Annotated in this window: 17 protein-coding genes; 11 read left to right on the top strand and 6 right to left on the bottom strand. The window is 68.8% G+C overall.

Translation table 11 applies throughout. The features are described from left to right. Positions 1–57 precede the first annotated feature (57 nt). The 5 genes from CupriaWKF_RS19470 (at position 58) to CupriaWKF_RS19450 (ending at position 4,082) form a co-directional block, all read left to right on the top strand. Positions 58–1,461 (top strand): sigma-54 dependent transcriptional regulator, encoded by a 1,404-nt coding sequence (locus CupriaWKF_RS19470; protein WP_276102409.1) that lies wholly within the window; start codon positions 58–60, stop codon positions 1,459–1,461. Between the two features lie 97 nt (positions 1,462–1,558). Next, the gene (locus CupriaWKF_RS19465; RefSeq protein WP_276102408.1) at positions 1,559–2,368 is read left to right on the top strand and encodes a sensor histidine kinase; all 810 of its coding nucleotides are present in this window, start codon (positions 1,559–1,561) and stop codon (positions 2,366–2,368) included. A gap of 174 nt (positions 2,369–2,542) precedes the next feature. Beyond that, entirely contained in the window at positions 2,543–2,896 is a 354-nt protein-coding gene (locus tag CupriaWKF_RS19460) for a hypothetical protein (protein ID WP_276102407.1), read from the top strand. Between the two features lie 69 nt (positions 2,897–2,965). After that, positions 2,966–3,559: a hypothetical protein gene (locus CupriaWKF_RS19455; RefSeq protein ID WP_276102406.1), complete on the top strand. Its 594-nt coding sequence runs from the start codon at positions 2,966–2,968 to the stop codon at positions 3,557–3,559. A gap of 64 nt (positions 3,560–3,623) precedes the next feature. After that, positions 3,624–4,082, top strand: a complete 459-nt coding sequence (locus CupriaWKF_RS19450; RefSeq protein WP_276102405.1) for a PRC-barrel domain-containing protein — start codon at positions 3,624–3,626, stop codon at positions 4,080–4,082. A 138-nt stretch (positions 4,083–4,220) separates the two neighbouring features. On the opposite strand, the gene CupriaWKF_RS19445 is transcribed toward CupriaWKF_RS19450, so the two are convergent. Then, complete coding sequence (locus tag CupriaWKF_RS19445; RefSeq protein WP_276102404.1) at positions 4,221–4,664, bottom strand: BON domain-containing protein; 444 nt, start codon at positions 4,662–4,664, stop codon at positions 4,221–4,223. 58 nt (positions 4,665–4,722) lie between these two features. Here CupriaWKF_RS19445 and CupriaWKF_RS19440 point away from each other — a divergent pair, with 58 nt between their 5' ends. The 3 genes from CupriaWKF_RS19440 to CupriaWKF_RS19430 are packed head-to-tail and all read left to right on the top strand — an operon-like array spanning position 4,723 to position 7,250. Beyond that, positions 4,723–5,286, top strand: a complete 564-nt coding sequence (locus tag CupriaWKF_RS19440; RefSeq protein ID WP_276102403.1) for a low affinity iron permease family protein — start codon at positions 4,723–4,725, stop codon at positions 5,284–5,286. 1 nt (position 5,287) lies between these two features. Further along, on the top strand, positions 5,288–6,430 hold the full coding sequence (locus CupriaWKF_RS19435; protein ID WP_276102402.1) for a DUF3182 family protein: 1,143 nt from the start codon (positions 5,288–5,290) through the stop codon (positions 6,428–6,430). Further along, positions 6,417–7,250, top strand: a complete 834-nt coding sequence (locus tag CupriaWKF_RS19430; protein ID WP_276102401.1) for an alpha/beta fold hydrolase — start codon at positions 6,417–6,419, stop codon at positions 7,248–7,250. Before CupriaWKF_RS19435 ends, CupriaWKF_RS19430 begins: the two co-directional genes overlap by 14 nt. A 68-nt stretch (positions 7,251–7,318) precedes the next feature. Here CupriaWKF_RS19430 and CupriaWKF_RS19425 read toward each other — a convergent pair whose 3' ends face one another. The 4 genes from CupriaWKF_RS19425 to CupriaWKF_RS19410 form a co-directional block, all read right to left on the bottom strand. Beyond that, entirely contained in the window at positions 7,319–7,507 is a 189-nt protein-coding gene (locus CupriaWKF_RS19425) for a DUF3008 family protein (protein ID WP_276102400.1), read from the bottom strand. A 93-nt stretch (positions 7,508–7,600) separates the two neighbouring features. Then, positions 7,601–7,759 carry a DUF3309 family protein gene (locus tag CupriaWKF_RS19420; RefSeq protein ID WP_276102399.1) on the bottom strand — a complete coding sequence of 53 codons (159 nt, stop codon included), beginning with the start codon at positions 7,757–7,759 and terminating at the stop codon, positions 7,601–7,603. Between the two features lie 193 nt (positions 7,760–7,952). Further along, positions 7,953–8,606 carry a response regulator gene (locus tag CupriaWKF_RS19415; protein ID WP_276102398.1) on the bottom strand — a complete coding sequence of 218 codons (654 nt, stop codon included), beginning with the start codon at positions 8,604–8,606 and terminating at the stop codon, positions 7,953–7,955. Beyond that, positions 8,603–10,630, bottom strand: a complete 2,028-nt coding sequence (locus CupriaWKF_RS19410) for a type IV pili methyl-accepting chemotaxis transducer N-terminal domain-containing protein (RefSeq protein ID WP_276102397.1) — start codon at positions 10,628–10,630, stop codon at positions 8,603–8,605. Before CupriaWKF_RS19410 ends, CupriaWKF_RS19415 begins: the two co-directional genes overlap by 4 nt. Before the next feature lie 356 nt (positions 10,631–10,986). On the opposite strand from CupriaWKF_RS19410, the gene CupriaWKF_RS19405 reads away from it, so the two are divergent. The 3 genes from CupriaWKF_RS19405 to CupriaWKF_RS19395 are packed head-to-tail and all read left to right on the top strand — an operon-like array spanning position 10,987 to position 13,532. Continuing rightward, positions 10,987–11,412, top strand: a complete 426-nt coding sequence (locus CupriaWKF_RS19405; protein ID WP_276102396.1) for a hemerythrin domain-containing protein — start codon at positions 10,987–10,989, stop codon at positions 11,410–11,412. Between the two features lie 25 nt (positions 11,413–11,437). Continuing rightward, positions 11,438–12,760 (top strand): hypothetical protein, encoded by a 1,323-nt coding sequence (locus CupriaWKF_RS19400; protein WP_276102395.1) that lies wholly within the window; start codon positions 11,438–11,440, stop codon positions 12,758–12,760. Further along, the gene (locus CupriaWKF_RS19395) at positions 12,753–13,532 is read left to right on the top strand and encodes a Crp/Fnr family transcriptional regulator (RefSeq protein WP_276102394.1); all 780 of its coding nucleotides are present in this window, start codon (positions 12,753–12,755) and stop codon (positions 13,530–13,532) included. The genes CupriaWKF_RS19400 and CupriaWKF_RS19395 overlap by 8 nt, the downstream gene beginning before the upstream one ends. Here the strand turns inward: CupriaWKF_RS19395 and CupriaWKF_RS19390 are convergent. Then, positions 13,454–14,644, bottom strand: a complete 1,191-nt coding sequence (locus CupriaWKF_RS19390; protein ID WP_276102393.1) for a nitronate monooxygenase family protein — start codon at positions 14,642–14,644, stop codon at positions 13,454–13,456. The two genes, CupriaWKF_RS19395 and CupriaWKF_RS19390, sit on opposite strands and share 79 nt — an antisense overlap. Between the last annotated feature and the right edge of the window lie 189 nt (positions 14,645–14,833).

Genomic DNA, 14,833 nt, shown 5'->3' with positions numbered 1-14,833 from the left:
CCAACCGGCCCACCGCTGTTCCCCGGCAAACTTCCCGGCCGTCGGGCCGCGCCATCCATGCCTCATATCCTGATTGTCGACGACGACGAAAACGCCTGCGCCGCGCTGGCCGAAATCGTGGCACTGGAAGGGTTCACAGCCGCTACCGCGGGCAGCCTGCGCGAAGCGCGGCTGCAGATCGGCTGGCGCATGCCCGACGTGATCCTGGCGGACCTGCGCCTGCCCGATGGCAGCGGCATGGAATTGTTTGCCGAGGTGGCGTCGGCCGGCGTCGAAGTCATCCTCACCACGGGGTATGCCAGCGTGGACAGCGCGGTGGAAGCCTTGCGCTCGGGTGCGACCGATTACCTGGTCAAGCCCATCAACGTGGCACGCTTGCAGATCGTGCTCAAGCGCCTGGCCAATACCGGCGCGCTGCGCGCGGAAATCCATTCGCTGCGCGGCGAATTGCGGCGCTACGGCCGCTTCGGGCGCTTGCTGGGCAGCTCCGATGTCATGCAGGCGGTCTATGACCAGCTCGCGCGCGTGGCCCCGACCGAGGCCACCGTACTGCTGATCGGCGAAAGCGGCACCGGCAAGGAACTGGCCATGCTGACCGTGCATGAACTGTCTGCGCGGCGGCGCCAGCCCTTCCTGGCGGTGAACTGCGGCGCGATCTCGCCGACCCTGATCGAGACCGAGATGTTCGGCCACGAGCGCGGCAGCTTCACCGGCGCCGACCGCCAGCACAAGGGCTATTTCGAGCGCGCCCATGGCGGCACGCTGTTCCTCGACGAGATCACCGAGATGCCGGCGGAGTTGCAGGTCAAGCTGCTGCGCGTGCTCGAGACCGGCACCTTCATGCGCGTGGGAACGAACCGCGAGCAGCATGCCGATGTACGCGTGCTGGCCGCCACCAACCGGAATCCCGAAGATGCCGTGGCCGAAGGCAAGCTGCGCGCGGACCTCTTCCACCGGCTCAATGTGTTTCCGGTCGAACTGCCGCCGCTGCGCGCGCGCGGCGACGACGTCATCCAGATTGCCAATACCATGCTGGAGCAGCTCAATGCCGAACAGGGCACGGCGCGGCGCTTTGCCCCGGGCGTGCTCGACAGCCTGCGCCTGCATAGCTGGCCGGGCAATGTGCGCGAGTTGCGCAACTTCGTGCAACGGGCCTACATCATGGCTGACGACGACCTCATCACCGAGGTTCAGGTGCCGCTGCAGGTCGCGGCCACGCAGGCACCAGCGTCCGCGATGGTGTCGGTGCCGGTGGGGATGTCGCTGGCCGATGCCGACCGCCAGCTCATTTTCGCGACCCTGGAGCAGTGCGCGGGCGTGAAGAAGCACGCGGCGGAAATCCTTGGCATCAGCCTGAAGACCCTCTACAACCGCCTAGAAGACTACGCGGCTCGCGGCGAGCTGCCGGAATGGCTGCGTGCGTCGCGCAGCAGCCAGGCCGGCGCCTCGGCCGGGGGCTGATTCCCGCGGGCGCGCTGGCGCAGTCATGGGCCGGCCTTGTCTGGCGTTGCATGCTTTTTGCATGGCAACGGTGTGGAAAACGGCGGGGCCAACAACTATGACGCAGCATTCGCCAGCCAGCGAGCATCCGAACCCCGAAGGGGGGCCATGGCCTCTGGTGGATCAGGACGTGCGCACTGTCACCGAGGTAGGGGCCCTGATCGACCAGACCGCGCACGACCTGCGTTCCTCCCTCAATGCCATCCAGAGCTGGGCCTATGTTCTCGAACGCGCTGTCGACCAGGCGGGGCCCGCCCGGCGCGCGCTGGAGGGCGTGCGCGCGGGCGTCCAGCAGCAGCTTGCGCTGGTCGACGAAATGGAAGAGGCGGTGCGGCTGCTCGCCGACGAAGGCAGCCCGCAATGGCGCCGCACCGACCTGCTTGCCGCAACGATGCAGGCAGTGGCCGACCGCCGCCCGGCAGCGACGGCACGCGGCGTAGAGTTGAAGCTGGAGCAGGCTGACGGCGACGCGGCCGGGTGGTTCATCGACGCGGATCCGGCCCGGTTGGCGGCGCTGCTGCGCCATCTGCTGGTGCATTGCATCTGGCGCGCACAGGCTGGCGGCTCCGTGTCGGTCCATTTGTCCGCACAGGCCGACCACGTCAAGCTGCGCATCACGGAAAGCCCGCTGCTGGATCAGACGCGCAGCGCCAACCGCCTGTCCGCGCTGTCCGATTTCTTCGGCAGGCGCCCCCCCCAGGCTGGCCAGTCTTCGCGGCAGTCCAGCGCCCTGCTGCTGACCCGCCGCATGGTCGAACTGCACGGCGCCGCCCTGAGTTCCGAGGGGGAGACCTGCAATACGGACAAGGTGACGGTCTGCATCGCGGTGAAGTTCCCCCGACACGCGTTTCGCGCGCCAGGGCTATAGCTGGCTGTAGCTTTTACATCGCCCCGGCACAAAGTGCGCGCGCCAAGCGTGCGCGTCAGCGGTCGATTGCCGCGTACCCACGGCCATGTGCGCAGCGGGCGGCACAATGCGTGCGCCGCCCCGCCTGGCCCACCGATTGCATAGGGAGGGACGTTCCTTTTCGGAGGCCCAGCCATGCACAAAGCCCACGCTCCCGCCAAGGCCAGTCCGGCTCGCAAGCCCGCCGCCCATACCGGGAAAACGGCAAGCGCGCGCAAGCCTGCTGCCGCGAAGCAGGCCAGGCCAGATGCCAGGTCATCCGCGCCCGCCGAAGACAAGCGCAAGACCTATCAGGGCGCTGTCGATGACTCGCTGGAAATGACATTCCCCGCCAGCGACCCGATCTCGCCAAGTGCGGCGATGCACGCCGAAAGGAAGACCCGGACTCACCGCGACGACGTCGACTGGAAGCTCAAGCGCGGCAGTGAACACCAGCCCGCCGGCGCGAAGCCCGCCGGACGCCGCAAGGGCGCCACCGGCCGCAGCTGAGCGGCGTGCCATGGCCTGGCCGCCGATCGCAAGTGTCCGATGACAGCGCATGAGACAGGAGGAGCCACGATGACTGATGCCATCATCGCCGGTCGTTTCGACAGTTTCGCCAAGGCGGAAACCACCGCGGGCCGCCTGCGCGCGCAAGGTGTCGCGCAAGAGGACTTGAGCGTCTTCTACGTGAATCCGCCGGGCCAGCACGCTGCCTACCCGATCGGCGGCGATACCGCTGTCGATCCCGGCTCGCGCCGTTCAGGCTTCGGTGCCGTCGCGGGTGTGTTGCTAGGCGCCACTGCGGGCGCCGCGCTTGGCGCGGCGATCATCACCATCATGGGAGTGTCGCCGCCAGTGTCTTTGTTCGTGCTGGTTTTTGCCACGGGGCTTTGCGCTTATGTCGGATCTCTGGTGGGGGGCGCGCTGTCGCTGACGCGCGGGGGGCGCGCCGAAGGCCGCCGCGGCCGTGCTCCGGTGCGCAATGCCGGGGTGTTGCTGGCCGCGCATGTCGAACCGGGCAACGCTGGCCTGGTATGCGATCTGTTGCGCAAGGGCGGCGCCCGCGACATCGAGCGCGCGCAGGGCCATTGGCGCGAAGGCCGCTGGGCCGATTTTGATCCACTGGCACCGCCGGTGCCGGCCGGGCGCGAAGGCGAGCGCCACGCGTGACTGGCCAAGGAAATGACGGGCGACTGCTTTCGTCCATCTGCTTGCATCACTTCAGGAGGTGTCCATGAGACAAGACCAACCCCCGCCCCGGGAACCGCAGCCGCGCGGCGCGGCGATTGTCGGCAGCATCGACCGCGATTCACCGGGCCCAGGCCCGTTCGTGATGGCGGCCGATACGCTGGAAGGCAACAAGGTGGTCGATCCCGCAGGCGATGATCTCGGCACCATCGACCACATCATGATCGACGTGCCGGGCGGACGCGTTGCCTACGCCGTGCTTGCCGTTGGCGGCTTCCTTGGCATCGGCGAGAAACTGTTTGCATTGCCGTGGTCGGCCCTGACGCTCGACACGCGCCGCAAGTGCTTCGTGCTGGGCGTGGAGAAAGACCGCCTGAAGGCCGCGCCGGGATTCGACAAGGACCACTGGCCGGGCATGGCCGACTCGCAGTGGGCCACGAGTATTCACGAGTACTACGGCATATCGCCGTACTGGGAGTCGGACCGCTACGATCCGTGGCACTGATCCGGCGCACCGGCCTCACTGGCCGCGCCGGAAAGTGCGGCGCGGCCATGACCAGGATTCAGGGTGGGAGAATGGGGCGAGGGCCGGCGGCATTTGCGCCGGCCCTCGCTTTGCCTGCCAGGCATGGGCATTGCCGGGTCAGACCTTGTGGTGGATCTGGCCGGCAGGCGGCGCCACCGGGATCGCGTTGGTGTGGTTCGCGTCCGGTTGTGCGGGCAGCGGCGGATCGTCGTGCCGCGTGCGCAGGGCGTTGTGCACGCCCAGCACGCCGGGACTGATGGCAGCGGCTTTTTCGATTTCCTGCGCAACGGCGGGGCTGTCGACGCAGCCAGTCAGTGTGACGCGGCGGTCGGCGACTTCAATGGCAAGCCCCTGCGGCAAGCTGCCAGCAAACGCCTCGGCGATGCGGGCCCGGACCTGCGCTTCAAGTTCGCTGGATGACGTCATGGCGATCTCCGGCTGTGGGAACAGGAACACGGGACGGCGCAAGATGCGTTCCCGCACCGCATCTGGCGGCTTCGTGGCGAAGTGGCTTGCCCGTTGTAGGACGGCGACCGCTGAACCACGGGCGGTGCGCTCCATACAATGAAAGCAGCGTGTCGGCGGCAGGCCCTGCTTGCCGCGAACGAGGAGAGCAGCGATGAGCAGAAACGGTCTCGGCGCGACAGGCGCACGGCCAGGATCCTGGCTGATGCACCGGTTCGACCGCTTTGCCGGTGCGGCCACGCGCTACGCCGGCTCGGCAGCGGCCTTTGTCATCTCGGTGGTCGTGGTGCTTGCGTGGGCGCTCACGGGTCCCATGTTCGACTACTCGGAAACATGGCAGCTGGTGATCAATACCGGCACCACGATCGTCACCTTCCTCATGGTCTTCCTGATCCAGCAAAGCCAGAACAAGGACGCCATTGCGGTACACCTGAAGCTCAACGAGCTGCTGGCCTCGCATCGCGAAGCGAGCAATATGCTGGTATCGATCGAAGATCTCGACGAGGAGGAGCTGCGCCAGCTCGTCGCCTTCTATCGCCACCTGGCGGCGCTCGCCGACAAGGAAGGCGGACTGAAAACTAGCCACTCCCTGGACGAGGCGCGCCTCAACCAGGCGGCGAAGCGAGAGGCACGGGTAAGCCGTCGCTCGGCTGCGATGGCTGCCGGGGCGCAGCCGGCAGGCTCCCCGGAACCCGGCACGTCTCGCCAGGAAGCGTGATATGCCGGCGGATCGCGGCAAGGCCAGGCAGGTGATGGTGTATGGCTGCGCCGACTACGGGCAGCCCGACAGCCACCAGGCCGTGACGCTGGAGCGCATCGGCAGGAAGGTGGCGCAGCTCGCCGGCTACGGCTTCGGCGGTGCCTACGAGGCCTGCGCCAGCACGCCCGAGGCAGCTTTGTACCTTGTGCCCCTGGACACGCTGGTCGGTGTCGCGCAGGCACGTGCGCTGGGCGTCCACGGGGTCGAAGACCTGTATGGCGGTGTGGTGCCGTTTGCCTTCGTTGCGACCAAGGCGATCACGCACGGGCTGGTCGCGCCCGATGCGGCGGCCCCGCAAGGCTGGCATCCGGGCTTCGAGCGGCGGGCCCGTGCGGCGGTGCTGCCAGGCTTTACCGCGTTCTCGCTCGAAGATGCCCGTCAGGCGGGCATGCGCTTGCTGGCCGGGGGCGTTGTCCGCCTGAAGGATCCGTGCGGCATCGGTGGACTCGGCCAACAGACGGTCGACAGCGAAGCGGCCCTCGACGCGGCGCTGGCAGCCATGTCGGCGGCCAGCATCGAGGCCAATGGCCTCGTGCTCGAACGCGACCTGGCTTCGCCGCGAACCTATAGCGTCGGGCAGGTGCTGCTGGACGGCTTGCTGGCCAGCTATTGCGGCATCCAGGATCTCACCGCAAACAACAGCGGCGAGCAGGTCTATGGCGGGTCGACACTGACGGTGGTGCGCGGCGGCTTCGACGCGCTGCTCGCGCAGCCGTTCGCGCCATGCGCGCTGTCCGCGGTGCGTGCGGCAACGGCCTATCACGACGCCGCGCTCGACGGTTATCCGGACATGGTGCTGTCGCGCTGCAACTACGACGTGGCCTTCGGCGTGCCGTCAGGCGACGCCGGTGCCAGGGAGCTTGGCGGCGTACTCGAACAGTCCTGGCGCGTCGGCGGTGCGACCGGCGCCGAACTGGCTGCGCTGCAGGCCTTGCATGCCGATCCGCGCCGCCACCGCGTGGTGGCCGCGACGCGTGAAGTCTATGGCGAAGGCGTGTCGGTCCCCGACGGCGCCGAAGTGTATTTCCAGGGCGAGGACCGCGACATGGGCCCGCTGACCAAGTATGCATTCCTGGAGTCGGATGACCATGGCAACCTATGAAGACGTGATCGAGATCCAGAGCGAAGGCGGCAGCATTGCGGGCACGCTGATCGCGCCGGCCACCAAGCTGCCCGGCGTGCTGTTCGTGCATGGCTGGGGCGGCAGCCAGGAGCAGTACCTGGCTCGTGCGCGCAAAGTGGCGGGCCTTGGCTGCGTGTGCCTGACCTTCGACCTGACCGGCCATGCCGGCACCCGTGCGCAATACGAGACCGTCAGCCGCATGCGTAACCTGGCCGACCTCGTGGCCGCCTACGATGTGCTCGTGCGTCATCCGGAAGTCGACCGCAACGCCATTGCCGTGGTCGGCAGCAGCTACGGCGGCTACCTGGCGGCAGTGCTGACGACGCTGCGCCCGGTGCGCTGGATGGCGCTGCGCGCCCCGGCGCTGTATATGGACGAGGGTTGGGAGCTGCCCAAGCGCCAGCTTCACCGCGACCAGGACCTGGCGACCTACCGGCGCTCGGTGGTGCCGCCCGACGCCAATCGCGCGCTGCGGGCCTGCACCGGATTCGAGGGCGACGTGCTCATCATCGAATCGGAAAGCGACCAGATCGTTCCGCATGCCGCCGTCACAAGCTACGTGGACGCCTGCGTGCACGCCAATTCCATGACCTACCGCGTGATCAAGGGCGCCGATCACGGCCTGGCCGACGAAGAGCACCAGCGCGCCTATTCCAGCCTGCTGGTGAACTGGCTGCGCGAGATGGTCACCGGGGCGCGCGCGGGGCCGGTTGCGGCGCGGCAGCGGCCTGCAGCCGCGAATGCGCCATCCGCTGACGGCGAACCGCTCGCCCAGGAGGGATCCGGCACGGCCCCCTAGCGCCAGAACGCCCGCCCCGCAGGGCGGGGCGGGCGCTTCACGGCGAATCCGGGTGGCCTGGCAGGCGCTCAGCGACCGGATACGTGCTTGGGTTTGCCCTTGGTCCCGGTCGACGCCATCTTCTCGAGTTCCTTGGTACTCATGGACTTGGCCATTGACCTGGACGCTCCCTTAAGCGCGCCGGCTTTCTTCTCGCCGCGCTTGGCGGCGAGCGCCGCACCTGCGGCCTGCTGCTGTGCTTTGGATTTCGCTGGCATGTTTATCTCCTGCTTCACTGAGGCACTGCGCCCGGCCACCGAACGGTGGCCGGACGGCAACGCGTTCATGGACTGGGGAACGGGGCTGCCTGTCTATATGCGGCCCAGGACCACCAACAGCAGCACGATGAGGACGATCAGTCCCAGTCCACCGCTTGGCCAGTAGCCCCATTCGGCGCTATACGGCCACGCCGGCAAGGCGCCGACCAGCAACAGGACGAGGAGGATTAGAAGAATGGTGCCGATTCCCATATCGCGCTCCAGGTTTTGGCCGATAGGCCACGCTTGTCATCTGGGCTTGTCGCTGTCGGGCACCCTTTGCTGAATCGGAGCCGTGGACAGGCTTCGCCACGTAATTTCAGCGTAGGCGAGGGGCCAGCCGCATCCTTCCAGAACGCGGCTGAAAACGGTGTAGGAATCGGATGACGCCCCGGCGCCGGGGTGGCTAGCCCGCCTCGTTCAGGCCGTGTTCCACCGCGTAGACCGCCACCTGCACGCGGCTGGCGAGATTGAGCTTCTTGAGGATGTTCTGCACGTGGATCTTCACGGTGCTCTCGGCCACGCCCAGGTCGCGGGCGATCTCCTTGTTGCTCTCGCCGCGTGCCAGTCCCTGCACGATCTCGCGCTCGCGCGCAGTCAGCCGCGCCGTGTCGTCCTGCCGCACGGGCGCCGGAGCCGGTGCGCGGAATTGCTGCACGAGCTTGGCGGTCATGGCTTCCGAGATCACCGGCTCGCCGGCGGCGGCACGGCGGATCGCGCTGGTCAGGGCCTCGGTCTCGATGTTCTTCAGCAGGTAGCCGCGCGCGCCGCTGCGCAGCGCGGTGGCCAGTTCCTCGGCCTCTTCGGAGACGGTGAGCACGATGACGGCGGAGTCGGGCAGGTCTTCGACCAGGAGCTGCAGCGCTTCCAGCCCGGACAGGCCGGGCATGTTCAGGTCGAGCAGGATGACGTCGGGGCGATGCTGCTTGGCGCGCTTGATGCCTTCCACGCCGTCGGCCGCTTCATCGACGATCTCGAAGTCGGCCTGCCGCTGCAGCAGCGCGCGGATGCCAGAGCGGAACAGCGTGTGGTCGTCGATCAGCAAGATGCGGATGGTCATGGCAAGGACTCCTGGGTTGGGCGCGGCAACGCTTGCCCCGCAGTGGAATGGCGTTCCGCGCGGGCGGCCTGGCCGCCGCGCGGCAGCACCAGCTCGATGCGCGTGCCCTGCGCGGGGCGGGCCTCGATGGCAAGCCGCGCGCCGAGGCGCGCCGCGCGTTCGCGCATGATGTTCAGGCCAACATGCACGTCGCTGTCGTGCCCGAGTTCGGCCGGATCAAAGCCTTCGCCATCGTCCTCGACCACGAGGTGGAAATCGTGCCCGTAGCTCAGCGACACGGTGACGTGCGCGGCCATGGCGTGCTTGCGCACGTTGGACAGCGCCTCCTGCAGGATGAACAGCACCTGCAGTTGCTGCTCGGGTTGCAGCGGCAGGTGGTTGCCATGGTCGTCGATGACCAGCGTGGCTTCGGTGCGGCACTGGCGGCGGAAGCGCTCCACCGTTTCCTCGACGGCGGGGCGCAGCTCGCCGGGCGTGAGCCGCGAGCGGAAGTTGTTCAGCAGTTCGCGCACGTCCTGGTAGCTCTCTTCGACGCCGTGGCGAAGCATCGGCACGAGCTCGCGCGTCTCCGCCAGATCGTCGCGTGCCACCGCATCGCCGAGCAGCTGCACCTGCAGGTTCAGGAAATTGAGGCCCTGCGCAATGCTGTCGTGCAGGCCCTGCGCGACCAGGTTGCGCTCTTCCACCACGGCAAGCTGGCGCGCGCTCGCGGACAGGCGCAGGTGTTCCAGCGCCGTGCCCAGATGCTGGGCGAGGGTTTCGAGCAGCTGACGGTCCGAAGCGGGCAGCTCGCGCGGCGCGCGGAAGTGCAGCGCAAAGGTGCCGATGGCGCCGCGCTGGCTCTCGATGCGGAAGGCCGCCATGGCGGTGAAGCCTTCGCGCGTGCAGGGCGAGGGCTGCGGCAGCAGCGGGCGGCGCGTGGTCTTGCGCAGGTCGGCAATGGCGACCACGCCTTCGTGCGTGGCATCGCCGCAGTGGCAGGCATCGACCGCCATGCAGTTGCCGGCCTCGGCCAGCGCCGCGGGCAGGCCCGCGGAGGCAAGCAGGTGGAGCTTGCCGTGCTGCGCGTCCATGACCCGCACGGAGCCGCCATCGGCATCGAACTGGCGCATCACGCGCTGCAGGAAGCCGCGCGCCATGGCTTCGGCGTCGCGCGCCTGGTTGAGGAAGGCCGCCATGTCGTAGAGCGTTTCAAGATCGCGGTTCTGGCGCTCCAGTTCGGCGGTCTTGCTGGCCACGCGCGAAGCCAGGTCCTGGTACAGGTCCTGCAGCTCGTCGGCCATGCGGTTGAAGCCCGCGTTCAGGGTGCCGAACTCGTCGCGCGTTTCGACGGGCAGGCGCAGCGTGAACTCGCGCGCGGCCATGCGGCGCAGGCCGTCCTGCAGGCGCAGCACCGGCAGGATGATCCACAGGTAGAGCAGGTAGATGACCGCTACCGTGCCCACGCATGCAATGGCCGCCAGCCCGGCCTGCGACAGCCGCAGCAGGTCGGTCTTGCGCGCGCTGTCGTGCTCGATCAGCATGACCAGGCGGTCGGCCTGGGCGACGAACCCCGGCAGCGCCTTCACGTAGGCGGGCCCGTCACCCGCGCGCGCCAGCGGCCGCAGGCCCTGCTGCCAGTCATGCACGACGCGGTCGAGTTGCGCATGGATGGCTGGCTCGTCCGGCAGGAACAAGGGCCGCACCGGGTTGCCCTTGCGCAGCTGGGCCAGCGTGGCGTCGAGCGCCTGGATCTGCGCGGCCCGCTCACTTGGCTGGCCGACGTCGGCGAGACCGAGCTCGATCGCCACGCGGTTGGCGCGCATGCGCAGGCTGCCGGCGTCATTGATGGCGGCGCCCGCGCCTTCGAGCTTCCACGACAGCCAGAGCGTGCCGGCGATCATGGTGAGCACCACCAGCAGCGAAGCCAGTGACAGAAGGATGATGCGCGTGGACAGGCGGTAGCGCGGCGGTGTCAGGCCGGCGGCATCGGGAAACGGGCTGCTGTCCGCGACGGGCGCAGTGTCGGTGTCGGAATTGGACATGGGAAAGACATGGGAACAAGGTCTGGGGACTGGGGGCGGTCAACCTTAATGGAAAATTGTCCGCGCGCGCGGGGCGAGTCAGCATGCGCCAGATCAAGAAAACGTCATTCCTTGACATGATTTTGTGCTGCATGGTGCGCTTCCGACGGAGACACGGTGCTTGTGCGACTCCACCCGGTTTCGGCTTGAGTAAATATCACGACGTGATGTAATAAAAACACGCGTCCCTCTCCTGCGCCATATAGACCCTGAAGGCTCCGGGTCATGTCCGCGAATCTTGCGCGGACTTATTCGCGATCAAGTCCATACGGCAATGGGGGTCCTAGCATCCCTTCGACTGACCCCGGAGAACCGCCATGTCCAGCGCCATTGAGACCCTGGTGCGCCAGCACCGCGATTGCGATCAAGCCCTTGAAGGCCTCGAAGCGAGTCTTCGCCAGCCGGACTGGGATGCGGCGACGGGAGCGTTCGCGCGCCTCGAAGACGCGCTGCAGGGAAATTTCACGGCCGAGGAGGAGCGCCTGTTCCCCGCCTTCGAGCAGGTGGCCGGCTCCGCCGGTGGTCCTACCGCGGTGATGCGCCACGAGCATGGCGACGTGCGCGCGCTGCTCGATAACGCGCGCGAATGGCTGCAGCTGCGCGACGCCAACGCGCTGGCCGCGGAACTCGACACACTCTCCGTGCTGCTGCAGCAGCACAACCTCAAGGAAGAGAACGTGCTGTTCCCGATGTGCCGCGCGCACGTGCCCGGCCTTGACGCCTTGCTGGCGAACGTCGGCTGACAGTCTTCAAAAAGGGAACGCCACCTTGAAAGCCGCCAGCCTCGACTACGAACGCGCGCCGCGTCCCGGCGTGGTGTTCGGTTGCGTGATGCCGGCGCCCTGGCTGGGGGCCGCCGCGGGCTTGCTGCTCGCGCTTGGCCCCGTGGCCGGGCTGCCCGACAGGTTCGCGCCGCTGGCGCTTGCGGCCGTGCATGTGCTGGCGCTCGGCACGCTGCTGCCGGTCATGCTCGGCGCCTTGTTCCAGATGATGCCGGTGGTGGCTGGCGTGGCGGTGCCGGGCTCGGGCGGCCTCGCACCGCTGGTGGCGCTGGCAGGCGGCACGACGGCCGGTGCGCTGGCCGCGGGCTTTCTCGGTGGCGGCCCCGCACCGTTCCGCGTTGCCGCGGCGACCGGCGGCCTGCTCTTGCCGCTCGCGGGGGGCTTGCTGCTGCTGGCCGGGCGGCGGGTCGCCGCGGTGGATGCCACCACGCGCACGCTGGCCGGTATCGGCATGCCGCTGGCGGTGACCGGACTGCTCGGCGCAGCCCTGGCGGGCTGGTTCGGCGGGCTGTGGGTGGTGCCGCCGTCGCAGTGGCTGGCGCTGCATGTGGCCTGGGGCCTGGGCGGGTGGCTGGCCGCACTGGTGACCGGGGTGGCCACCACGGTGCTGCCGATGTTCTGGCAGGCGCCGCGCCAGCCGCGCTGGCTGGAGCGCTGGCTGCCGCTCGGGCACTGGTTGCCCCTGCTGGCATTCAGCGTGCTGGTGGTGGCGCGGCCAGATGGCGCGCTCGCACGCTGGGGCCTCTTGCCGTGGCTGCTGTTTGCGGCGCTGGTGGCCGGAATCGGACTGCGGGCCACGCTGCGCGCGCGGCGCCGCCATGATCCGGTCTGGATGCTGTGGCCGGTTGCCGCGGCGAGCATGCTGGCCGCGGCGCTGTTCGCGGCGGTCCTGCCGCTGGCACCGGAGCCGTGGCACGCGGTGCTGTCATGGTGGACCGGCACGCTGGCGCTGGTCGGCGGCGGCGTGGTGCCCGTGACCGCCATGCTCGGCAAGATCGTTCCGTTCCTGGTATGGCTGCACCTGCGCCGGCTGCTGCCGCCGCGCGCGCGCGTGCCGGCCATGCAGGCCATCATCACGCCGTCTGCCCAGCGGCGACAGGCCTGGCTGCTGCTGGCCGCCTTCGCGATGCTGCTGGCATTGCCGCTTGCGCCGGCATGGCTGGCGCGCGCCGGCGGCGTGGCGTTTGCGCTCGCCAATGGCTGGCTCGGGCTGCAGTTGCTGAAGGCAATGCGATGCATGCGCGCCATGCGTGCGCGCGGCGGGCTGCCGCCGCGCAAGCCGCTTGCGCAAGGAGTTCACCATGGCTGAGATCGAGATGCTCGACAGCTTGCCGCTGTTCCGCGGCGTCGATGCCCGCGTGCTGGACGCGATCGCCGGCGTGGCCACGCAGCGGCGCCTGCACAAAGGCGAGTTCCTGTTTCGCCGCGGCGAACCGTGCCGCGGACTGTTCATCGTGATGGACGGGCTGGTAAAGCTTTCGCTGCCCGCTGCGGCCGGCGGCGCCAAAGGCGCGGAGCGGGCCATCGAAGTCTTTGGCCCCGGTGCGGCCTTTGGCGAGGATGTGCTGTTCATGGACGCGCCGCAGCCCGCCGACTGCCAGGCGATGACGCGCACTACCGTGCTCTGCATCGGGAGCGCCGTGCTTTGGGACGCGGTGTCGCGCGACCCGTTGCTGTCGGCGCGCCTGCTGCGCAACCTGTCCAGCCGCCTGCATGCGCTGATGCGCGATATCGAGGCCACGAGCCTGCACAACGCCTCGCAGCGCGTGGCCGGATTCCTGTGCGATGAGGCGCGCGCGGGACGGCGCACATGGCTGGCCTGCACGCAGCGCGTGATGGCCTCCAAGCTCGGCATCACGCCTGAAACCTTGTCGCGCGTGGTCAGCCGCTTCTGCGCCGAGAAACTGGTGCGGCTCGAGCGCGGCAAGATCTTCCTGCTCGATACCGATGGGCTGGGGCGCCTGGCTGACGATGCGTCACGCGCGGACGCCCCGGCCGCCGCTCATGCGGCGACGGTGGCCGCGGTGGCGACGATGGCCGGTGCGGCCATCGCGGCAGGCTTTTCGCCGGTGAGCAGGTAGTGGAGCAGGTCCGCCACCGGGCGGATCGCTTCGCCGAATGGCAGCGTGCCCTTGCCGCGGAAGAACAGCCCGCGCTCCACGTCGCCGCGCACGGCCTGCGCCAGCTTCAGGTCGATGCAGAACTGGCCGATGCGTGACACGCCGTCGCGCAGGCCGCAGGCGTGCAGGCAGTCAAAGCCTTCCAGGCAGTCGCGGGGCTTGGCACGGCGCTGCAGGCGGCTTTCGCTCGACAGGTAGCGCGACAGCCACGGCGTGAGCACGGCGCGCGCCGGCAGGCCCGCCACGCTGGTGAACTCGCGCAGGTCCTCCGGGCGGGCGGTGGCCAGTACCTGCTTGAAGGCCGGATGCGCGTCGCATTCCTCCGTGACGGCAAAGGCGGTGCCGAGCTGCACCGCGGCAGCGCCTTCGCCGAGCCAGTGGCGCACCTTGGCATGGCTGTTGATGCCGCCCGCCAGGATCAGCGGAATGCTGTCCCACGCGAGCCCGAGCGTCTGGAACAGCTCGCGGCATTCGGTCAGCACGCGCGCAAACGAAAAGCGCTCCTCGCCAAGGTCCTGGATGGCGGGCGCGCCCAGATGCCCGCCCGCATGGGCCGGGTGTTCGACCACGATGGCGTCGGGCAGCCGCCCCTTCTTCATCCACTTGCGCAGCACCAGGCCGATGCCGCGTGCTTCCGACAGGATCGGGATCAGCGCGACTTTCGGGTGGTTCGCGGTCAGTTCCGGCAGGTCCAGCGGGAGGCCCGCGCCCATGACGATGGCATCGGCGCCGCTTTCGCAGGCCTGGCGCACCAGCTGCGCGTGCGAGCCGACGGCCTTCATCACGTTGACGGCGACCAGGCCGCGCCCGCCGGACAACGCGCGCGCGCCCTGGATCTCGCGGTCCAGCGCCACGAGGTTGATGGCCTCGATGCGTGCCTTGTCGCGCGTGCCGCGCGTCTGCGCGAGCAGGTCGGGATGATGGTGGCGCAGGTCGATGCTGGCAATGGTGCCCACGCCGTTGTGCGCGGCCACGGTACCCGCCAGGCGGTGCGCGGAAATGCCGATGCCCATGCCGCCCTGGACGATCGGCAGCAGCCGGCGCCCGGCCAGTTTCAGCCAGTGTTCTGTCATGATGGTCTCGCTTGTTGGGAACTGCGTGCGGCCCGCGATATCGGGCCGCGCACGAACGGCCAAGCGTGGCACAGCGTCCGGCGCTGGCGTTTGCCGCAGGTCAATGGGGCGCCACCGCCTGCACCAATGGCGTAGGCCGACCGGTCTATGCAGCAAGGCGTTGCGGCGCGGTTTGCGCATGGTCAAGTC

Origin of the sequence: Cupriavidus sp. WKF15, assembly GCF_029278605.1 — a bacterium.
Lineage (GTDB): Bacteria > Pseudomonadota > Gammaproteobacteria > Burkholderiales > Burkholderiaceae > Cupriavidus.
Note: the sequence above shows the minus strand (reverse complement) of the source record. Positions and strands in the feature narration are given on the sequence as shown.